This window comes from Mesorhizobium sp. YR577 (assembly GCF_900116595.1).
In the GTDB taxonomy this organism is placed as follows: Bacteria; Pseudomonadota; Alphaproteobacteria; order Rhizobiales; family Rhizobiaceae; genus Mesorhizobium_M.
In genome coordinates this window covers 33,957-54,893 of the sequence record NZ_FPBI01000031.1, presented here as the reverse complement: position 1 = coordinate 54,893, position 20,937 = coordinate 33,957, and the positions used below count along the sequence as shown (strand labels likewise).

General features: G+C 61.9%; 14 protein-coding genes and 1 pseudogene. 12 read left to right on the top strand and 3 right to left on the bottom strand.

Features of this window, described 5'->3' with window-relative positions; genetic code table 11:
• Window positions 1-355: 355 nt before the first annotated feature.
• Window positions 356-481 (bottom strand): annotated as a pseudogene (locus tag BM413_RS33875) (pirin family protein); the annotation flags it as partial.
• Between the two features lie 267 nt (window positions 482-748).
• Window positions 749-1,642, bottom strand: coding sequence for a LysR family transcriptional regulator (locus BM413_RS28795; protein ID WP_091918292.1), 894 nt, complete (start codon window positions 1,640-1,642; stop codon window positions 749-751).
• A 154-nt stretch (window positions 1,643-1,796) separates the two neighbouring features.
• Here BM413_RS28795 and BM413_RS28790 point away from each other — a divergent pair, with 154 nt between their 5' ends.
• Window positions 1,797-2,441, top strand: coding sequence for a hydrolase (locus tag BM413_RS28790; RefSeq protein WP_091918291.1), 645 nt, complete (start codon window positions 1,797-1,799; stop codon window positions 2,439-2,441).
• Between the two features lie 164 nt (window positions 2,442-2,605).
• Here the strand turns inward: BM413_RS28790 and BM413_RS28785 are convergent, their stop codons facing one another.
• A complete protein-coding gene (locus BM413_RS28785) occupies window positions 2,606-3,481 on the bottom strand; it encodes a helix-turn-helix transcriptional regulator (RefSeq protein ID WP_091918290.1) in 876 nt (291 codons plus the stop codon).
• A gap of 256 nt (window positions 3,482-3,737) precedes the next feature.
• On the opposite strand from BM413_RS28785, the gene BM413_RS28780 reads away from it, so the two are divergent.
• The 11 genes from BM413_RS28780 to BM413_RS28730 all read left to right on the top strand — a co-directional run bounded on the left by BM413_RS28780 (window position 3,738) and on the right by BM413_RS28730 (window position 20,937).
• Window positions 3,738-4,583 (top strand): thioesterase II family protein, encoded by an 846-nt coding sequence (locus BM413_RS28780; protein WP_244538080.1) that lies wholly within the window; start codon window positions 3,738-3,740, stop codon window positions 4,581-4,583.
• Complete coding sequence (entS, locus tag BM413_RS28775) at window positions 4,580-5,839, top strand: enterobactin transporter EntS (RefSeq protein WP_091918288.1); 1,260 nt, start codon at window positions 4,580-4,582, stop codon at window positions 5,837-5,839. Before BM413_RS28780 ends, entS begins: the two co-directional genes overlap by 4 nt.
• A gap of 65 nt (window positions 5,840-5,904) precedes the next feature.
• The gene (locus BM413_RS28770) at window positions 5,905-6,171 is read left to right on the top strand and encodes a phosphopantetheine-binding protein (protein WP_175544481.1); all 267 of its coding nucleotides are present in this window, start codon (window positions 5,905-5,907) and stop codon (window positions 6,169-6,171) included.
• Between the two features lie 24 nt (window positions 6,172-6,195).
• A complete protein-coding gene (locus BM413_RS28765; protein WP_091918286.1) occupies window positions 6,196-6,402 on the top strand; it encodes an MbtH family protein in 207 nt (68 codons plus the stop codon).
• A 76-nt stretch (window positions 6,403-6,478) separates the two neighbouring features.
• Entirely contained in the window at window positions 6,479-13,675 is a 7,197-nt protein-coding gene (locus BM413_RS28760) for a non-ribosomal peptide synthetase (RefSeq protein ID WP_091918285.1), read from the top strand.
• A 118-nt stretch (window positions 13,676-13,793) separates the two neighbouring features.
• Window positions 13,794-14,960, top strand: a complete 1,167-nt coding sequence (locus tag BM413_RS28755; RefSeq protein WP_091918284.1) for an isochorismate synthase — start codon at window positions 13,794-13,796, stop codon at window positions 14,958-14,960.
• Window positions 14,957-16,588 (top strand): (2,3-dihydroxybenzoyl)adenylate synthase, encoded by a 1,632-nt coding sequence (locus BM413_RS28750; protein WP_091918283.1) that lies wholly within the window; start codon window positions 14,957-14,959, stop codon window positions 16,586-16,588. Before BM413_RS28755 ends, BM413_RS28750 begins: the two co-directional genes overlap by 4 nt.
• Window positions 16,585-17,226 (top strand): isochorismatase family protein, encoded by a 642-nt coding sequence (locus BM413_RS28745; RefSeq protein ID WP_091918282.1) that lies wholly within the window; start codon window positions 16,585-16,587, stop codon window positions 17,224-17,226. Before BM413_RS28750 ends, BM413_RS28745 begins: the two co-directional genes overlap by 4 nt.
• Window positions 17,223-18,023 (top strand): 2,3-dihydro-2,3-dihydroxybenzoate dehydrogenase, encoded by an 801-nt coding sequence (locus tag BM413_RS28740; RefSeq protein ID WP_091918281.1) that lies wholly within the window; start codon window positions 17,223-17,225, stop codon window positions 18,021-18,023. The genes BM413_RS28745 and BM413_RS28740 overlap by 4 nt, the downstream gene beginning before the upstream one ends.
• Complete coding sequence (locus BM413_RS28735; RefSeq protein WP_175544480.1) at window positions 18,016-18,819, top strand: 4'-phosphopantetheinyl transferase family protein; 804 nt, start codon at window positions 18,016-18,018, stop codon at window positions 18,817-18,819. Before BM413_RS28740 ends, BM413_RS28735 begins: the two co-directional genes overlap by 8 nt.
• A gap of 96 nt (window positions 18,820-18,915) precedes the next feature.
• A complete protein-coding gene (locus BM413_RS28730; RefSeq protein ID WP_175544479.1) occupies window positions 18,916-20,937 on the top strand; it encodes a TonB-dependent receptor domain-containing protein in 2,022 nt (673 codons plus the stop codon).

Genomic DNA, 20,937 nt, shown 5'->3' with positions numbered 1-20,937 from the left:
AACAACCGACCCATCCAAGCCTCCAATCCGTTGATCGGAAATCCTGAATCTGATTTGCTACGCCAAATCAACGCGATAAATGGGTTTGAACCCTAAGGTCCCTGTCGTAATAGATAGTCGGTTTATCGCGTAGTCGAACGCCCTCGACGAACGATTTGCTTAGAGCTACACAACGATTTGCTTAGAGCTACACTAGTCATGACATTCTCCTTTCCCTATGAAGTTTCGGGTGACGGTGATCGGCACCGTGTCGGCATCGTGACTGGTAGGTCACGGAACGCCGCGGAATACTGGTGCGCGAAAGATGCCTTCATATCAATAGGTTGGGTACGCTACGGACAGACGCGGAACCGTGCGGCAACTTGCGGGGTCGGACTTCTAAACCGCCGAGATCGCGAGCGCGCGGGACGATAAGCGTTTCGATCGCGTCGATGCCCACCTCATCAGGGCAGCCGGGATCGATTGCCGGGTTCCAACTCATGCGCCTCATCCTCTCTTGGTTTCCGGGAGGCCTCGCCCTTGCTGATGCGAAGGCCTGATTTCGATCGATCCGGACCCTACGAGCGGGAAGAGCGCTTTCGGCCCGACGAATGCCTAACTGGCGAGCCACCGTCTGCCCGACTAGCCCTGTGATACGTCAAGCTGTGTCGCAGTAAGTGGAACGTACGGGCATTGTCGTCGATCTCAGCGGCTCGCAGTAGAGCAACGTCGATGCAATTCTTTGATAAGGCTTCGCACCGTTCGTGTTTTAACGGTCGAGACCCCAAACGTCCGGATTTCGTGCGAAGTACTCGATCAGCATCTCGGTGAGAACCCGTACTTTCCGCGGGGGATGCTGACCAGGCGGGCGTACGACATACGCGGCCCCCGGAGGTACCGGATAGCGTGTCATGATCGGGACCAGCGCACCGGAGGCCACATATTCATGTGTGATGCAATCGGGGAGCCAGGCGATGCCGAGCCCTGCCACTGCGGCGGCGGCAAGCGCCGTGGCGCTGTCGGCCTTGAACCTGCCCTGCGGCTGGACCGTGACGATCTTGCTGCCATCCATGAACTGCCAGATTTCCGTTCCCTGCATGAGGGCCTGATGGTTGACGAGTTCGTCCACAGTTTCAGGTGACCCGTGCGCTTCGATGTAATCCGGACTTGCGACAAGCTTTCCATGAATCGGCCCGACGCGCTTCGCGATCAGATTGGAGTCCTGAAGGTAGGCGCCCCGGATCGCGCAATCGAAACCCTCTCCTATGAGATCGACGAAGCGATCGCTGTAGAAGGTATGGATGTGAAGCTTCGGGTGCAGTCGCGCCATTTCCGCGAGCACGGGGGCGAAGTGGGTCGGGCCGAAGGTGAGCGGCATGGCAACCCTCAGGCGGCCGCGCAGCTCACCGGTTGGAAGGATCGTTTCCCTGGCCGTATCGATCTCGGCGCTGGCTCGGGCCGCATGGTCTCTGAACGTGATTCCCGCTTCTGTGAGCGCGGCGCCGCGGGTCGTTCGTGCAAGAAGCTGGACGCCAAGTTCCGCCTCAACCCGAAAGAGCCGCCGGCTGACGATTGACTTGGAGACGCCGAGCCGGCGCGCGGCGGCTGATACGCCCCCTGCATCGGCCACTGCGACGAATGTCTGTAGATCTTCGATGTCCAATTCGGTGTTCCTAATTCCGCGACACAGCTTACCTGACTATGGCACTACCGCATCGCCAAAAGGAACAGCAAATTGCGTCCAGGCAACGCCCGCCCGCGGCGTATGTCTCCCGTGAACCCATAACCGCCCATAGTGGCAGAGAAAGGAAGTCTTGATGACCCCTCGTAACGGCCTTGATTCGCTTCTTCGTCCCGACGACTCGGTACTCGTTCTGATCGATCACCAGCCTTACCAACTCGCAAACCTGAACAGCCACGATCCGCAGATGGTGGTCAACAACACGACCGCTCTGGCGAAGCTAGCAAAAGCCTTCAATGTTCCGACAATTCTCACCAGCGTGATCGCGGCGCGCGGTGGACTTCTCTTTAAGCAGATCACCGACGTATTTCCGGACCAGGAAGTCATCGATCGCACCTGGGTGAACACCTGGCAGGATGAGAATGTGGTGAATGTCGTCAAGGCGACCGGCCGCAAGCAGCTGATCATCGCCGGCCTGTGGACCGAAGTCTGCGTCGCAATGCCCGTGATCCAGGCCGCCGGCGAAGGCTGGGACGTGACCGTGATCACCGACGCGTCGGGCGGGATTTCGAAGGAGTCTCACGAAGTTGCCATCCAGCGAATGATCGCGGCCGGCGCGAACGTGATGACCGTGATGGCGCTCGCTGGCGAATGGCAACGCGATTGGGCGCGCACCGAGCATGTCGAGGAGCTGACCGAGATTCTCATCCAGCACTTCGGCGGCAGCGGTATCGCGTATCTTTGGGAGCAGCAGCTTCTCAACACGCCATTGGCTGGCTGATCCCGGCCGGGATGGCGAGCATTTCGGCGAGGGTCGGAATCGATCCGTTTGCCGGCCCTCACCGCCCTTGCACCGAAACAAATCCGCTCATGTGCGGCGATTGCGTGTGATCCCACCCGCCGCCTTCTGAATAACCACGGAACCAGTTGAAAGCTTAAAAACTACTATCTGCGTCGGTGGCTCGGCAGGATGCCGTAGGTCCTTTTGAAGGCCGTGGTGAAGTGAGCGGAGTTGGCGTAGCCGGCGAGGTGGGCTGCCTGCGCGATCGAGATGCCGTCGCGCTCCAGTGCATCGCTGGCACGTTCGAGGCGCCGCGTGCGGATGAATTCAAAAACCGTCAGCCCGAAATGCTCCTTGAAATGCCGTTGCACGGACGAGACGCTTGCTCCGACATCCCGCGCAATCTTGTCGATCGTCAGCACGTCATCGAGATTGTCGACAATGTAGTCCCGGACGCGTTCGCTCTGGCGAAGGCTCATGAGGCCGGGTCTCTCGCGGTGTTCCCGGTGATCGAGAAGCGTTGCCCACGAAGAGGACAATATGTCGAGGCCACGCGAACTGCGGTAAAGTGTTAGAATCTCACCCTGCATTGACGGCGGCGGATTTATGAGTTGTTCGGCCAAGGTCGTCACATGGCGGCATGGGACGTAGCGAAACTGTGCAAGGTGCTCGGACAGAAAGCGGTTGAGCGTCGTCGATCCTTGCGTCTGCGTTTGCGTCAGCCAGTCCAGCCATGGCCGCGGTGCGGAAATCATCGCCTTGCGGATTGGGGCGTCGTGGTCATGAATGAACCGCAAAGTCGAACGGCGAGCGACGTTGAGCATGAACACCAGAGGGGCAGCTTCTTCATCCTGACCGGCGTCGATGTGAAATGGCATGCCGTCGACCACGAAGTGCTGGACGCCCTGCATCAGCACCATCAGGAGAAGCTTCGGCCAGATCTCGTAGGTCCTGGAATCGGTCGTGCAGGTGGGCACGCTATCGACGCTGCCAACAAACAGCTGATGCGGAATCTCGGGCTTCAGTGCCACGTGCTGCATAAGATCGGTCCCAATCAGAAATCCAGATTGTCTAACTGCCCGCAGTTCCCCTCGCCGTTTGTGCGTAGCTATTTGCCGTTCTGGCGTAGCCCGGTTCGGTCGACGTGAAACCGTCCTTCCTATATATGAGGAAAAATATCAAGTTTAAATGTCCCTGCGTTGCAGGGCCGAGCAGGCGCGATCGGCGTGTCTCCCACCCTTGCGCCGCCACCGTCTGGATAGGCGCGTCAGACTTATAGGAAACGCTGTGGCCACCATGTCCGAATTGAGCGAGCGGTTCGTCGATAGCCCTTGGCTTGTCCGTTTCCGTAACGTCGTCGAGCCTGAAGCTCGTATTGTCTGCTTTCCGTTCGGTGGGGGGAGCGCTGCCTATTTCGCCCGCTGGGCCTGGCGTGCGGGCGATACCGTCGATCTCGTTGCGGTCCAGTATCCGGGGCGCTGCTCGCGTGCATCGGAGCCGGCGCTGGTGGATTTCAGCGTACTCGTAGACAGTGCGGCCCGTGCGATCGTTCCGCTTCTCGACCATGGCAAGGTCGTGTTCTTCGGTCACAGCTTTGGCGCGCTCGTTGCCTTCGAGGTGGCGCATCTTCTGTCCGAACGGGGCCTGAATCCGCCGCAGCATCTCTTCGTCTCGGCGCGCGGCGCGCCGGGTGACGATCAAGGCAACGCCTGTTCCGAACTCGGCGAGGAGGACTTGCGCGCACTCGTCCGCCGTCTTGATGGGATGAGCGAGGAGGCAATGGCCGACGAACGGCTTATGGCTTCGGTCATACCGGCATTGCGGGCCGATCTGATGGCACTTGGCACCTGGCACTACAAGCTGCGGCCCCCTTTGGCGATGCCTGTGACGGCAATGGGTGGCAGCGAGGACCGGGACTGCCGGGTCGAGTGTCTTGACGTCTGGAAAAAGGAAACGAGTAGCAAATTCACGCGACGCGTATTTTCAGGCGGACACTTCTATCTGAACAGGCATAGCGATGCCGTGCTTGGCATGCTTCTGGACACAGCCGGTCTCGAACTGCCTCGGCCGAGGCCGCGGCGGGTCGTTCCGGCCTTTACCCCGGAAAAGCTTCGACAGGCTTCAGGCGGAGCCCGGGCATGACGGTATCTCGCCTTTTCGTCGACATATCGCTGCTCAGGACCAACGCCAATTTTCGGCACGTCCTTCTGGCACGGACCATTTCGCTGATGGGGCTTGGCATGCTCGCGGTCAGCGTCCCGATCCAGGTCTATGCGATCACAGGGTCGAGCTTTAAGGTCGGCATCGTGGCAGCACTCGATGGTGCGGGAATGTTCGCAGGGCTGCTTCTGGGCGGCGTGCTGGCCGACCTCTACGACCGCCGGCGTTTGATCCTGTTTGCCCGCGGCATCTGCGGCCTCGGCTTTGTCGCCCTGGCCGTCAACAGCGCGTTTGACTCTCCTTCGGTGGTCGCGATTTGTGCGCTCGCCTTTTGGGATGGCTTCTTCGGCGCGCTTGGTGTTTCCGCGCTCATGGCGGCAATGCCGCATATCGTCGGGCGGGAAAATCTCATGCAGGCGGGCGCGCTCGGCATGACGACCGCGCGCTTTGCCACAATCGTCTCACCGGCGCTGGGCGGAATGATCATTGCTTGGGCGGGCCTTACCTGGAATTACGCCATAGCTGCCGTGGGCACGTTGCTGACGGTTCTGACGCTGCTCAGCCTGCCGCGTATGGTGCCCGAACGGCACGAGATCGAGCATCCACTACGCATGCTCGCACAGGCTTTTGTCTTCCTCTTCCGCCAGCGTCTGCTGCTTGGCATCTTTGCGATCGGCACGCTGCTGACGCTGACCAGTTCGATCAGGATTCTGTTTCCGGCGCTCGCTTCCGGAACCTACGGTGGTGGCGCCTTCGAGACCGGATTGATGTATTCAGGCGTGCCGGTTGGCGCGACCGCAGGTGCCGTGCTGAGTGGCTGGGCGCGCAATCTCGAGCGGCCGGATGTGGTCATGCTCGGCATGTGCATGCTGGCCTTCGCCTGTGTGGTGACGCTCGGGGCGGGTGGTCACATCTACTTCGCTCTTCCGGCCCTTGCCGTCTACGGCTATGCGACCGCCATCGGCTCGCTCCTGCAATACACCATGATCCAAGCGCACACGCCCGACAGCTATCTCGGGCGCGTGAACAGCCTGTGGGCAGCGCAGGATACGCTGGGCGACATTGTCGGCGCTCTGGCCATTGGTGCGATCGCAAATGTGTTTTTGCCGGCGCAAAGCATTCTCCTGCTCGGCGTGACGGCTCTGGCATTGGGCCTGCTTCTGGCCTTGCTGTTCCGCGCGATGCGCAGGGTAGGCCTGTTCGATCTGCGAGCAGGCCTTGAAGGGGCCAGCTCATGACGCTCCGTTCTTCGACATCTTCGCACGAAGGCCGCGCAGCGGCGACTGACACATCAGGAGCCCAGATGCTTTCAAATGACACGGCCACCCATGCATCTCTTTCGAAAGAGATGCTCAGGCAACAGGTCATGCGTTTCCTCGACGATGAGCCGGCTGACGACGACAATCTCATGGATTTCGGCCTCAACTCCATCGCTGCCATGCAGCTCGTGGCCGAATGGAAGCAGGCCGATATCGAAGTGAACTTCGTCGAGCTTGCCCGGCGCCCCACGATCGACGGCATGTGGGAGTTGCTGCAACAGAAAAGCTCGGCCACGGCTCTGGTCGCTTGACCGGTCAATCGAGGAGGCAACACCGTGACCGATGATCTTAATGTGAACCCTTTCGACGATGAGCGGCATCGCTTTCTGGCGCTGCTTAACGGGGCCGGCCAATACAGCCTGTGGCCTGCCTTCGCGGGTATGCCGGCAGGCTGGAGCGTGGTGTTCGGACCGGAGGACCGCGGGGCCTGCCTCGCTCATATCGCAAGCGTGTGGACCGACCTCAGCCCCGCTGCGGCGTGAGGTCGGGCGGCTGGGCAAATAGCCAAATCCAGTTGCACGCACCCGCTCTGCCCGGTGCGGAACCAAGGGACTTGTCATGCATAAACTTCCGCTCGTGAGCACTCAGCTCGGTATCTGGCTGGCAGATCAGGTCGCCGCTCGCAAGAATCGCTATGTCATTGCGCATGGCATCGAGTTCCGAGGCGAAATCGATGTCGAAATGCTGCAAAAAGCGATCCGCATTGGTCTGTCCGAGGCCGATACGGTCGCCGCGCGGTATTTCGACGACGAAGCCGGAGCCTGGCAGGGCACGCCGGACCCGGTTTACGTCGCCGATGCCGAAATCCTGGACCTTGGCCGGGAAGCCGATCCGGAAAGCGCCGCTCGTGCTTTCATGGAAGGCGATATCGCGGAGGATCTGCCGGCCAGTGGCGAGCGTCCGCTCTGCCGGCAGGTGCTGATCAATCTTGGCGAAACGGATGGGACGCCGCACTGGTTCTGGTATCAGCGCTACCATCACGTGATGCTCGATGGCTTCAGCTTCACGGCGCTGACGCGGCGGATCGCCGAGATTTATAGCTTGAGCCTGCGTGGTGAACCGGTCGACCCATCGCCTTTCGGGAGCGTTTCGGAGGTTGTCGAGGAATACCGAGCCTACGCACAATCTTCGGCCTTTTCGACCGATCGCGATTTCTGGGCAGGGTACTGCGGGGATATTCCTGCAGCCTGCAATCTGTCGATTCGCCGTGATCTGCCCGGTCCGGAAAACACCTCTGGTGTGGTGGCGTATTCGCATCGGCTAGCGTCTGGAAGCCTCGCGGCGCTGGAGGCTCTGGCGGTACCGCACAAGGTCGCGGTGTTCGACATCCTGATGGCGGCCGTGGCTGCCTACCTCTACCGTGCCTCGGGCGAGGCGCGTCAGGTGGTCGGCATTCCCTTCATGCGCCGCATGGGGTCAGCTGCCATCAATTCCGTGGCGCCGGTCGTCAACGTGCTGCCGGTGCGCGTCGATGTCGACGGTGCGCTTCCGCTCATCGCAATTGCCGAACGCGTCAAGGCGGCCTTGCGCGCGGTGCGGAGGCACCAGCGATACGACGCCGAGCAGATACAGCGCGATCTGGGTCTGGTTGGCAGCGGAAGGGCGCTATACGGCCCGGTCGTCAACTATCGCATGTTCGACTATGACCTGAAGTTTGGCGACCTCCGGGGCGTCACCCATCACCTCGCGACCGGCCCCGTCGATGATATCGAGTTCGGCATTCTCATTCATGAAGGGGCCATAACGCTCGAACTGCGCGCCGATGCGTCGCTCTACGACGAGGGGGATCTGCACCGGCATGCAACGCGTCTGGCGTGCCTGATCGAGGCGTTCTGCGAGGACAGCGAAGCATCGATCGCTCGCCTGCCGGTGACGGAAGACAGCGAGGCCCGATTGATTGCTGCGAGCGCCGCTGGCGCTGCCGTCGCGCAGCCGGCGGAACTCACCACCATTCTCGATATCTTCACCACGCAGGTAGCGAAGACGCCCGATGCGACTGCTCTGGTCTTCGGCGAAACCGCCCTGACATTTGCGGAGCTGTCGGCGCGCGTCTTCCGTCTGGCGCACCACCTGATAGGCAGGGGCATAGGTCTCGGCGATGTCGTTGCCGTCGCGCTGCCGCGTTCGGAAGAGGCGGTGGTGGCTATGCTTGCCGTGCTTGCAAGTGGTGCGACGCATATGCCGCTCGATCTTGATTATCCCGTCGAGCGTCTCTCCATGATGTGCGAGGACGCGCGGCCAGTCATAGCTCTGACCACGCAGAGCGAGGCCACGTATCTGCCGGTTGGCCTGGACCTGATCTGCCTCGATGATCCGTCGGTGATCGCCGCCTGTGCCGCCTGCTCGGAAACCCCGGTTACTGCGACCGAAAGAAAGGCGCTGCTCGGCGCCAACTCGATCGCCTATGTCATCTTCACCTCGGGTTCCACCGGACGGCCCAAGGGCGTCATGAACAGCCATGGTGCCTTGCTCAACCTCCTTCTGTCGCATCGGCCGACGATCTACGAGCCGGGTCTCGAAACCTTTGCCGCGAGGCAATCGGGGAGGGCGCTGCGTGCGGCACATACCCATTCCTTCGCCTTCGATTCGTCCTGGCTGCAGATATTCTGGATGCTGCTGGGGCAGGAATTGCACATCATCGACGATGAGTTGCGCCGTGATGCGGAAGGGCTCGTCGAGGCCATCGATTTGCTCGGCATCGACGCCATGGACCTGCCGCCGTCCTTCTGCGCGCAGATGATGAATTGCGGGCTTCTGGCGCCGGGCCGCTATCGTCCGACCGTGTTGCTGATTGGCGGTGAAGCAGCATCTCCCGCGCTCTGGACCGCCTTGCGCCAACACACCGACCTGCAGGTGCATAATCTCTACGGGCCGACGGAATACACCGTCGACACGCTGCGCGCGCCGGTCAGCGCCGCAGATCACCCGGTGATCGGCCGACCGATCGGCAACACGCACGTCTACGTTCTCGACGGTTTCCTGCAGCCGGTGCCGGTCGGCTTCGTTGGTGAGCTCTATATTTCGGGCAGCGGCCTTGCCCGAGGCTATCTCGGGCGGCCAGACCTGACAGCACAGCGCTTCGTCGCCAATCCCTTCCGCACCGGCGAGGTCATGTATCGTACCGGCGATCGTGTCCGCTGGAACGAAGCGGGACTGGTCGAATTCATCGGCCGCAGCGACCATCAGGTGAAGGTGCGCGGCTACCGTGTCGAGACATCGGAGGTCGAAGCGGCATTGCTGGCGCTTTCCGGCGTGCAGGCAGCGCTGGTGATAGCGGAGGCGATGAACGGCAGCCATCGCCTGATCGCATATTGCACGATGGATCGAGCGGCTAGCGAAGACAGGCAGTCGCACTCGAACGCCTTGCGCCGCAGCCTGAAAGACAAACTGCCCGACTATATGATCCCGGCGGCGATTGTCGTGCTGGATGCGTTTCCGCTGACAGTGAACGGGAAGGTGGATCGCGCGCGGCTCCCGGCTCCGTCGGTATCGGTAGAGGCGGCGCCGTCGACGGCTGGCGAGGTGCTCGTCTGCAAAGCTATGGCACAGGTTCTGAAGCTGCCCGCCATGGACGTGGACAGTGATTTCTTCTCGCTTGGCGGCGACAGCATCACAGCTATCATGCTTTGCAGTGCCTTGCGCGCTGAAGGCTTACTTCTGCGGCCGCGCGATATCTTCGCCGAGCGCGATGCGCGGCATATTGCGCTTGCGATGCTGCCGCTGGCGACCCAGGCCACTGTGGTGGCGCCTGTCGCAACGCCATCGCTTACGCCCGCGGAAACCATGGCTCTGCGCGCGCGCTACGGCCTGATCGATGCCGTGGTGCCGGTGCTGCCGACTCAAAAGGGCATGCTGTTCCACGCGCAGCTCGGCGACCAGGCCGGCACATACAATGCCTTCACCCGGCTCGATCTTGACGGCCCTCTCGACATTTCAAGGCTTCGCCGCGCCTTCGATGCCGTCCTGCGCCGCCATCCGCAACTCGGCGGTGTCTTCGACATAGAAGGCCGAGACGAACCGCTGCTGCTGGTTCCGAAACTGCCTGAAGGGGCGGAACATCTCTGGCCTTGGGCTGAGCACGACCTCTCCGCTTTGGCTGCTGACGAGCAAGCCGCCGCACTGGAGCGGATTCAAGCCTTGGCGGTCGAACGTGACCATGTCGGTCCTGCCTTCCGGCGGCTGTTGAGCGCCGCGCTGGTGCGGCTTGGCGAGCAACGGCATGTCCTGCTGATCGTGGTTCATCACCTGATGATCGATGGTTGGTCGACACCGCTCCTTCTTCGCGACCTTCTCGATGCCTACGCGCTCGATGCCCGCGAGCTGCCGCCTCAGACCGTCAGCTACGCAGATGTCGTGCGAAGGCTGGCGGCGCGCGATGTTGCGCCGAGCCGGGAGATCTGGGCAAAGGCGCTCGACGGCGCTGTCCGGACCTGCCTTTTCGATCATGTGACCACGACTGGCACGGTCGAGGAACACGAACTGTCATTGTCGGCTGAGCTGTTCGAAGCGCTGCTTTCGCAGGCGCGTCAGCGCGGCGTCACGCTCAATGTGCTGATGCAGGCAGTCTGGGGGCTGGTTCTCGGTTCGATGGCCGGCCGCGACGAGGTGATTTTCGGCACGCCGATAGCTGGCCGCTTAGCGCCGATCGACGGCATCGGTGAGCAGGTTGGCCTGTTCCTCACGACCATTCCCGTGCGAGTCGCGCTGCGCCCGGATGTCTCGCTCTGGGATCAGGTGCAAGGCATGCAGGCGCAACACGCTTTGCTGATGGAGCGGGACGATCTCGGCCTCGGTGAAATCCAGGCTCTGGCAGGTGGCAAGACGCTGTTCGACACGCTGCTCGTGGTCGAGAACTACCCCGACAACGATTATCTGGAGCGAGACCTTGCCGGACTTCGCGTCCGCAATGTCCACAATCGCGGCTACAGCCACTATCCGCTGGCGCTGCTGGTGCTGCCCGGCCGATCCCTCAGGCTGCTCATTGAAAATCGTGGGGCCGTGGCTGATCCGCGCGCGCTGGCGGAGCGGCTCGCCGGCGTACTCGAAGTGCTGGCCCGCCAGCCGGACTGTCCGGTCGCTGCGCTTCCGCTCTGGACAGCGCGCGATCAGGAACTGGTCGAAACCACCAATACGACGGCCCGACCGCTGCCGTCGCTGACATTGCGTGATCTGCTTATCGCCCAGGCGGGTCGCACGCCCGACGACGTTGCACTTGTCGATGCGGACGGCGACCTGACTTTCAGACAGGTCCGCAAGCAGGTCCTCCATCTGGCGGAGCGCTTGCGTGGGGAGGGGGTAAAGACGGGTGACATCGTCGCCGTCGCCCTGCCGCGTTCCGCTCGGCTGAGCCTTGCCATTCTGGCGGTGATCGAGGCAGGTGCTGCCTTCCTTCCTCTCGATCTGACCTACCCGCCCGATCGGCTCGCCTTCATGCTCGAAGATGCGAAGCCGCGGCTTGTCATCGCCGATGCCGGTTCGCAGCCGCTCGTTGAGGAAACGGTGCCGCTGCTCCTGTTCGAGCAACTGGCCGATTCTGCAATCGAGGTTCGCGACCTGTCGGCCGATCAGGCGCTGACGCCGCAACACCCGGCCTATGTGCTCTACACGTCCGGCACGACCGGCCGGCCGAAGGGCGTGGTCGTCTCTCACGCGGCACTCGTCAATCGCATCCTGTGGATGCAGCACCAATATCCGCTCGATCGCAGCGACGTGGTGCTTCAGAAGACGCCCTGCGGCTTTGACGTCTCAGTCTGGGAATTCTTCTGGTCCTATGTGGTTGGCGCAAGGCTGGTGATGGCGCCGCCGGAAGCGCATCGCGATCCTGCCGCGCTGCTCGACCTCATCGAAACCCACGGCGTGACGACGCTTCATTTCGTGCCGTCCATGCTTGCGATCTTTCTTGCCGTGACGAAGGAAACTGCCGCGCCGGGCGCGCAGCCTTGTTCTTCGTTGAAGCGTGTCTTCTGCAGCGGCGAAGCGCTGGCAAGGGGTCTGGCGCGGGAATTCTCTCGCCTGTTCAGAGCGGAGCTTCACAACCTCTATGGTCCCACGGAAGCCGCCGTCGATGTCACCTACGCGCCTGCTTCGGGCGATCTTGTCGCTGGAGTCGGTGGTGTACCGATCGGCCTGCCGGTGTGGAATACGCAACTGCGCATCCTGGATCATCTGCTGCGGCCGGTGCCGGTTGGCGTCGCGGGAGAGCTTTATCTCTGCGGCGTGCAGCTTGCGCTTGGCTATCTTGGCCGTGCGGAACTGACCGCTTCGCGTTTCGTCGCCGATCCCTTTGCTGAGGGGCAGCGCATGTATCGCACCGGCGATCTGGCGCGCTGGCTGCCGGACGGACAGGTGGAGTATCTCGGCCGCACGGATCATCAGATCAAGATCCGTGGCCAGCGTGTCGAGCTTGGCGAGATCGAAGCGCAGATCGAGCGGCTGCCGGGGGTGCAGCAGGCGGTGGTGAATGCCGTCCAGGTCGGGCAGCCCGGCCTTGCCGGTGCGGATGAACGTCAATTGGTGGCTTATGTCATTCGCGCGATCCATGCTCCTCCGGCGCTCGACACCTTTGGCGATGCATTGAAAGCGATACTGCCGGGACACATGGTGCCGGCAACGTTCATCGCTATGGACGCGCTGCCGCTGTCGCCCAACGGCAAACTGGATCGCAAGGCGCTGCCGCTGCCGGCGGCGGCTGAGTCCGCCGCGGGGCGAGCGGCGGGCGAAGGACTGGAGAGCCGGATCGCCGCAATCTTTGCCGATCTGCTTGGCCGAGAGACAGTCGGGGCGGACGAGGATTTCTTTGCCATTGGCGGCCATTCGCTTCTGGCGATGCGGCTGGCGGCACGTATCCGCCGCGACCTGAAGCGGCAACTTTCCGTCGGCCAGATCTTGGTTATGCCGACCGTTGCGAAACTCGCGGAGCATCTCGTTGCTGGCGAACTGGTCGGCGGCATAGCCAAGGACGGCTTTGAACTGGTGATACGCCTCAGGCCGGGCGAGGGGCCGCCACTGATCTGTATCTATCCTGCGTCGGGCGTGTCCTGGCAGTACAGCGTTCTGTCGCGCTACCTGAAAAAGGACATGCCGATCATCGGCCTGCAGTCGCCCCGGCCGCACGGGCCGATCGCGATGAGTGAGACTATGGAAGAGTTGTGCGACAGGCAGCTCGACATCCTGCGCGAGGTGCAGCCCACCGGACCTTACTATCTTCTCGGCTATTCGCTCGGTGGCACGATTGCCTACGGGCTTGCGGTTAGGCTTCGGCGTCTGGGCGAGACGGTCCGGTTCCTGGGACTGCTCGATACATATCCTTCCGAGGAACACGACTGGAGCGACCCCGACGGTGCGCAAGCCAATCTCGGTGCAGAACGCGAGCACGAGCAGTTTATCAACGATGCCATGGTCGATGTGATGGACGATGATTTCCGCCGGGAAAAGGAGGAAATGTTCGGCCACATCTTCGAGAACTATGGCGACAGCGTCACCCTGCTCTCGAAAGCGACGACCCCCGACTATGACGGGCGGATAACCCTGTTCGTCGCCGGCAAGTCGGTCCCTCCGGGGATCGACCCGGAGACGTGCTGGAACCGCCGCGTGTCTTCGGTTTCGATCCATCGCCTGGCGCATTGCTCGCACGAAGACATCATCTCTCCGGCGTCGCTCGAGATTCTCGGGCCGTTGCTCAACACCCTGATCCTGGAGGCCGAACCGCACGGTGGAACGGCCGCTCCGATGCTGCCGCAGGAGGCTGCGGAGTGAACGATGCCCGACGTCGATACGCGTGCCGCAAAATTTCAATAACAGGCAAAAAGATGATGAGAAACATTATCAAGCTCCATAACCGCCCCTTGCTTTCGACGCTCGGCGGAGGCGGTCGATGAACGCTCTTGCGAGGAAAGTGGTAGCGGCTTCGGCCCTGCAGGAAGATCTGTTGTTCGCCTTCCAGTCGCGTCGCGGGACAATTCGTGGTCTCGGCATGGAGGCCGCACTCCAGCGTGGCTCGGCGGTCTGTCTCGGGGAGCGTGTCGGCTCATTCTTCAGCAAAGTTGGCGCTGACGCGTTGATCGCCGGCGCTCTCCCGTTCGATCGCGATGCCGACGACTATCTGTGGCAAGCTTCGCAGGTGACGAAGGCGCCGGAGCCGGTGCCGTCGGCTGTTCGCCACGCGGGCCGCTGGCTTCTGAGGCCCGAGCCGGAGCCGGCAGGGTACGTCGCCGCGGTGCGGCGAGCACTCGCGATTATGGAGGCGGAAAAAGGGCAGGCGGACGCACTGGCAAAGATCGTTCTGGCGCGCAGCCTGGTGGCAATTGCAGAGCATCCGATCGACCTCGGCATGTTGCTCGCGCGGCTTTCGATCGATCCGGCAATCACCGCCTTCATGGTCCCGTTGCCGGCCAAGGCGGGCCAATCCCGCGCGCTGGTGGGGGCGACACCCGAGTTGCTGCTGTCCAAGGCGGGCGGGCGTATTTCGTCACATCCGCTGGCAGGTTCCGCACGTCGCCAGAGCGATATTGCGGTCGATGCCGCAGCTGCCGCCGCACTTGGCCGTTCCGACAAGGACAGGCGCGAGCACCAGATCGTCGTCGAGTTCATACTCGATACCCTGGCACCTTACTGCCGGCACCTTTCGCGTCCGGAAGGGATGTCCCTGACCAGCACGAGGAGTATGTGGCATCTGGGCACTCGTATCGTGGGCGAACTCAGGGACGAGACTGTTCCTGCGATCGTTCTCGCAGCTGCTCTTCATCCGACACCTGCCGTCTGCGGCCTGCCGCGAGACCGCGCCGCGCAGTTGATCGGCCAACTCGAGCCCCATCACCGGGATTTCTATGCTGGCACGGTGGGATGGTGCGACGGGCGCGGCGACGGCGCCTGGTATGTGACGATCCGCTGTGCCGAGATAAGCGGTTGTGAGGCGCGGCTTTATGCGGGCGCCGGCATCGTGCCGGGCTCCGATCCATGGGCCGAAGCCGAAGAAACGGGCGCCAAATTCGGTGCGCTGCTCGCAGCACTTGGCATCGATACGCAAGGGGCACGGATATGAAGCCTGTCGAGCAGCGTTGGCCGGACGCGTTTGCGCGCCTTTATCGCGAGGCCGGCTACTGGCGCGGCGAGACCTTTCCGGGGTTCCTTCGCGATCGCGCTGCCGAGCGACCCCACGCTATCGCCGTAGTCGACGGGGCACGGCGCTGGAGCTACGCCGAACTGCACCGCCGGGCCGAGGCGCATGCCGCCGGTTTTCTTGCCCTTGGCCTGGTGCCGGGGCAGAGGGTGGTCGTTCAACTGGGCAATATCGCGGAGTTCTTCTCTGTCGTTTTCGGGCTGTTTCGGGCCGGTCTCGTCCCGGTCTACAGCCTTCCGGCACACCGGCTGACGGAGATCGTGCATCTCGCACAACGATCCGAAGCAGCAGCCTATATCGCCGGCGCGGATTATGACGGTTTCGACTATCGCGTGCTCGCCCGCGACCTGCGGGTCGAAGTGCCGGAGATGCGGTATGTGGTGATCGTCGGCGATGCGCAGGAGTTCACGGCGCTTGACGCCTGTGTGGCCGACATGGCGAACCTGCCTGCCGATCCTGATCCCGCCGCTGTTGCCTTCATGCAGATTTCGGGCGGTAGTACCGGCTTGCCGAAACTCATTCCGCGTACCCACGACGACTACATCTACAGTTTCCGCGCCAGCAACGAGATTTGCGGCGTCACGCAGGACAGTGTGTTTCTCGTAGCGTTGCCGGCCGCGCATAATTTCCCGATGAGCTCGCCCGGACATATGGGCGCTCTCTATGCAGGTGCACGGGTGGTTATGAGTCCTGCTCCCAACCCTGAATTCACCTTCCCGCTGATAGAGCGCGAGGGCGTCACCATCACCGGTCTGGTGCCGCCTCTGGCGCTGCTCTGGATGCAGGCGGCACCCACCAACGCGCGCGACCTTTCCAGCCTGAAGGTACTGCTGGTGGGCGGTGCCAAGTTCATTCCGGAAGCGGCGAAGCGGGTGAGAGCGACACTCGGCTGCCAGTTGCAGCAGGTCTTTGGCATGGCCGAGGGGCTGGTGAACTACACCCGCCTCGATGATCCTGAAGACATTGTCATCAACACGCAAGGCCGCCCCATCAGCCCGGACGACGAGGTGCTGGTGGTGGACGATCAGGGCAACGAGGTCGAGGAGGGAAAGCTGGGTTATCTCCTGACCCGTGGCCCCTATACCATTCGCGCCTACCACAATGACGAAGGCGCCAATCAGCGCTCTTTCACGCCGGACGGCTATTACCGCACGGGAGACGTAGTGCGCCGGCTGGCTGGCGGTTATCTCGAAGTTCTGGGCCGCGCGGGCGATCATATCAACCGGGCCGGCGAGAAAATCTCCGCCGAGGAGATCGAGGATCATCTTTTGGCGCATTCCGGCGTGTTCGACGCTGCCATCGTCTCGATACCCGATGCGACGCTGGGCGAGCGAAGCTGTGCCTTTGTCATCGCGCAGGAAGAAGGCCTGAAATCCTCCGCCTTGAAGGCCTGGATGAGAAAGCGCGGCATCGCGGCTTTCAAGGTGCCGGACCAGATCGTTTTCGTCGATCGTTTCGAGACCACGGCTGCCGGCAAGGTCAGCCGCAAGGAGCTGCGGGCGCGGCTGCGAAGCGAGTTCATGACACAGAACGAGGAGAATGCTCAGTGACTGCCAAGGGCCTGCCCCAGATACCGGCCTATGCCTTGCCGACAGCCGAAGAATTGCCGGTCGCGCGTGCGCCGTGGAAACCGGAGCGCGAGCGCGCGGCACTTCTGGTACATGATATGCAGCGCTATTTCGTGCGTCCCTTTCAGCTGGGGGAATCGCCGATTGCTCCGGTTATCGCAAACATTGCCCGGCTGATCGCCCATTGCCGGGCTGTCGGTATTCCGGTGTTCTATACGGCGCAGACGGGCAATCAGGACCGGCGTGATCGCGGCCTGCAGGCCGATCTCTGGGGTCCGGGAATGAACGGGGAGGCGGAACACCAGCCCATACTGCCGGAGCTTGAACCGGCGACCGGCGATTTCGTTCTGGTGAAACACCGCTACAGCGCATTTCAGCGCAGCAACCTCGAAACGCTGATGCGCGTTCGGGGCAGGGATCAGCTTATCATCTGTGGAATCTACGCGCATATCGGCTGCCTGATGACGGCCGGCGAAGCCTTCATGCGCGATATCGAGTCGTTCTTCGTAGCCGATGCCGTCGCCGACTTCTCCCGCGAGAAACACGATATGGCCATCGCTTATGTCGCCGCGACTTGTGGGATTCCCTTCGCCACCGCGCAGTTAGAGGCGGCGCTATGAGCGGCGTTTCCCTGTCGAACGGAACCGCGCGCGCAACACGCCCCTCGGGTCTTGCCGGGAAGATCGTGCTCCTGACCGGTGCGGCGGGCGGGATCGGAATTGCCTTGGTCGAGGCGCTGCATGCGGAAGGCGCAAGGATAGTCGCGACTGACACGGAAGTCTCAGGCGTGCCGGTGCTTGACGGCATTCGCCGTGAGGTGCTCGACGTGACGGACGGTCCGGCGGTCGAGGCGCTTGTCGAGAAGATCGAGACCGGGTGGGGGCCGATCGACATCGGCGTCAGTGTCGCCGGCGTTCTGGCAACCGGGTTGGTGGCGGACACCAGCGATGCCGATTGGTACCGTGTCTTCGCTGTCAATGCGCAAGGCGTCTTTCACCTGGGTCGCGCGCTCGCAAGGCGTATGACGCCGCGTCGCCAGGGCAGCATCGTTACGGTCAGTTCGAATGCTGCCGGGGTTCCCCGGCATGGCATGGCCGCCTATGCGGCCTCGAAGGCGGCCGCGACAATGTTCACCCGTTGTCTCGGGCTCGAGCTGGCGCCCCATGGCATCCGCTGCAACATCGTTGCTCCCGGCTCCACGCTTACGCCCATGCAGACCGGCATGTGGGCGGATGCCGATGGCGCGGCGAATGTCATTGGCGGTTCGCTTGAGACCTTCAAGGCGGGCATTCCGCTTGGCAAGCTCGCGACGCCGGAAGACGTTGCCGATGCCGTCGTATTTCTGCTGTCCGACCGTGCCGCACACATCACCATGGCCGACGTCTATGTCGACGGCGGAGCGACACTTCGTGGTTGAGGCAGTTCTTCCGATCTGCTTGCAGGAGACGTTCACGCTTCCTGCCGGAGAGATCCTCGTCTGGCAGGTGGAAGTGCGGCCTGACTACACGCCGGATGTCGACATCACACTGCTTGACGAGGTCGAAAGCAAAAGGGCTGCAAGCTTCAAGACTGCGGCGCTGCGCGCGGTTTTCGTCGCCGCGCATGCTTCATTGAGGAACGTTCTTGCCGCTCGACTTGGCGTGAACCCGAAAAGCCTCGTCTTCGATGCCAACGAATGGGACAAGCCCTCGCTTCGTCATCCTTGCTGCGATCTTGAGTTCAATATCTCTCACAGCGCAAACAGGATCCTGATTGCGGTTTCGTCTGCCGGACCGGTCGGCGTGGATATCGAGAAAATCCTGCCAGAGCCGCCTTACGAGGTCGCCTCGATCGCTTTTTCGCAGAACGAACGGGCGGCGCTTGAACGCGAACCTGCGGCGCGCCGCGTCAACGTTTTCTACGATCTCTGGACACGCAAGGAAGCTCTGGTCAAAGCGATGGGCCTGGGTCTCGGCATCGAGCTTCAGGACATCGACGTGAGTCCGGATATGCATGCCGGCCGCAGCAAGGCGATACTCTTCGCAACCCTGGCAGAGGCGGGCGACTGGGAGCTTCTCCGCCTGCCTCTGATAGCGGGATTTTCGGCAGCTCTGTCGCGGCGACGGCACCAGCCAAAAGCAGCCGTTGGCGAAAAGACACGGCTCGCCAATTTCGAACTGTCGCGGCATGTATTCGGCCATAAAAAACTTGACTCAAATATTCAAGTTCAATAGCCGGGTCGTGGGGATTCAGTGGAAACACATATCTATAGCCAGCAAGCCAGTATGGGTGCGCCCTGCCAGCCAGCGTTTGATCAGCAGGGGGCTGAAATGTACCATTCATCGGGGATAACCAACGGAAACACTGCCGGACGCGGCGCGACGCGGCGCGGATTGAAGCTCTCTCTCGCACTTCTCCTGTCGACCAGTTCGATGGCGTTCGCGGAGGAGGAAGAGGCGATCGTCCTGAACCAGGTCGTGGTCACGGCTTCGGGATCGGCTATCGACAAGAGGGATGCTCCCGCCAGCATCACCGTCGTTACCGCCGAGGAAATCGCAAAAATGCCGGCACAGGACGTGCGCGACATTCTTTCCAAGGTCGAAGGCGTGACGGTGGGGCGTGCCGGAAATGCAAACACGATCCAGATCAGAGGTCTCGGAGAGCGCTACACGCTGTTCCTGATCGACGGCAAGCGCGTGAACTCTGCCCCGAATATGTTCCGCGGCAACGACTATGATTCAGGCTGGGTGCCTCTGGATGCGATCGAACGCATCGAAATCGTGCGCGGGCCGATGTCTTCACTCTATGGCTCCGATGCCATCGGCGGCGTCATCAACATCATCACCAAGAAGGTCACCGACGCCTGGCATGGCTCGGTCACGACCGACTACACGCTGCAGCAGAACAGGAAGGCCGGCGACTCGTGGCGTACCGGTTTCTATCTGTCCGGTCCGCTGGTGAAGGACAAGTTCGGGCTCAAGCTCTATGGCAGCTGGGACCATCGCAACGCCGATGACCCGTCGCTGAACCCCAACGCTGCGCTTGCCGGCTTCACTGAGAGCGACAGCAAGTTCATCGATGCGACGGGCACCTGGACACCAGACTCCCAGAACGAGTTCGACTTCAACTACGGCTATTCCCGCAAGGCGCATGACGACTATCCACTTGATCGTCATGCACTCTCGCTGACGCATCGCGGCGACTACGATTTCGGCACCACCGAGCTGAAGCTCTGGGGTGACCGGGTTCACAACTATCGAGGCCATGGCAACACGCTGGGGGTGGATCAGCCAAATACGGCATACAATGCCGGCATCGACGGCAAGGTCGTGCTGCCCGTCGACATGATGTTCGATCAGAAGCTGACGATCGGCGGCTCGCACCGGTATCAGAGCATCGACGATCCCTATGTCCTGACCGGGGAGGGCGGCACGTCGTCGTCAGTATGGCAGAGCGCGCTGTTCATCGAAGACGAGATAAAGTTCTCGGATGATTTCCTGGTGACGCTCGGAAACCGCCTCGATTATCACGAGAATTTCGGTGCCCATAACAGCCCGCGCGTCTATGGCGTTTATCATCTGACGAAGGAGCTGACCCTGAAGGGCGGTTGGTCTTCGGCTTTCAAGTCGCCCACCCTGCTCGAGAACAGCCCGAACTGGCGGCAGATATCCTGCGGCGGCAGCTGCTACCTGCTCGGCAGCACGGACCTCAAGCCGGAGACGAGCCAGAGCGTCGAACTCGGATTGCTTTATGAAGGGGCGTTCTGGTCGGGTGGCGTTACCGCCTTCCGCAACGATCTCAAGAACATGATCCCGTTCCCGCCGAACCGGACTGGCGATGTCACCGAGGCGACGAAATATCCCAATTTCGTCGGCTTCACGCCCGATGGGCTGCCGATGTTCACCTACGAGAATGTCGATCGTGCCAGAACCCAGGGCATCGAGGCGTCAGTCTCCGTGCAGCCGTTCGACGGCTGGACCTTCAAGGCCAATTACACGTTTCTGGATGCAAAGAACCTGAGCGGTGTCGAGCGGCCGCTGGCCTATCAGCCCAAGCACTCCGCGAATTTCGGGGTCGACTGGCAGGCCACCGAAAAGCTCAACCTGTCCGTCAACGTCAACTATGTCGGCAAGCAGTACACATGGGTGCCGGCGAGCGGAAATCTTGAATGGGCCTCCAAGATGGATGCCTTCGTGACCGGCGATGTCGTCGCCAGCTACGACGTCAATGAGAACGTCACCGTGCGCGGCGGTGTGTTGAACGTCGCCGACAAGACGGTAACCCGCACGGTTGGTGACGACTTCAATGTCGACGGGCGCCGGTTCTTCTTCTCGGCCACCGGCAGGTTCTGA

Excerpts from the sequence above, each read along its gene's own strand:
- BM413_RS28730 (WP_175544479.1), top strand. The coding sequence starts at position 18,916 with ATGTACCATTCATCGGGGATAACCAACGGAAACACTGCCGGACGCGGC.
- BM413_RS28760 (WP_091918285.1), top strand. The coding sequence starts at position 6,479 with ATGCATAAACTTCCGCTCGTGAGCACTCAGCTCGGTATCTGGCTGGCA.
- BM413_RS28785 (WP_091918290.1), bottom strand. The coding sequence starts at position 3,481 with ATGCAGCACGTGGCACTGAAGCCCGAGATTCCGCATCAGCTGTTTGTT.
- BM413_RS28780 (WP_244538080.1), top strand. The coding sequence starts at position 3,738 with ATGTCCGAATTGAGCGAGCGGTTCGTCGATAGCCCTTGGCTTGTCCGT.
- BM413_RS28755 (WP_091918284.1), top strand. The coding sequence starts at position 13,794 with ATGAACGCTCTTGCGAGGAAAGTGGTAGCGGCTTCGGCCCTGCAGGAA.
- BM413_RS28770 (WP_175544481.1), top strand. The coding sequence starts at position 5,905 with ATGCTTTCAAATGACACGGCCACCCATGCATCTCTTTCGAAAGAGATG.
- BM413_RS28750 (WP_091918283.1), top strand. The coding sequence starts at position 14,957 with ATGAAGCCTGTCGAGCAGCGTTGGCCGGACGCGTTTGCGCGCCTTTAT.
- BM413_RS28790 (WP_091918291.1), top strand. The coding sequence starts at position 1,797 with ATGACCCCTCGTAACGGCCTTGATTCGCTTCTTCGTCCCGACGACTCG.
- entS (WP_091918288.1), top strand. The coding sequence starts at position 4,580 with ATGACGGTATCTCGCCTTTTCGTCGACATATCGCTGCTCAGGACCAAC.
- BM413_RS28740 (WP_091918281.1), top strand. The coding sequence starts at position 17,223 with ATGAGCGGCGTTTCCCTGTCGAACGGAACCGCGCGCGCAACACGCCCC.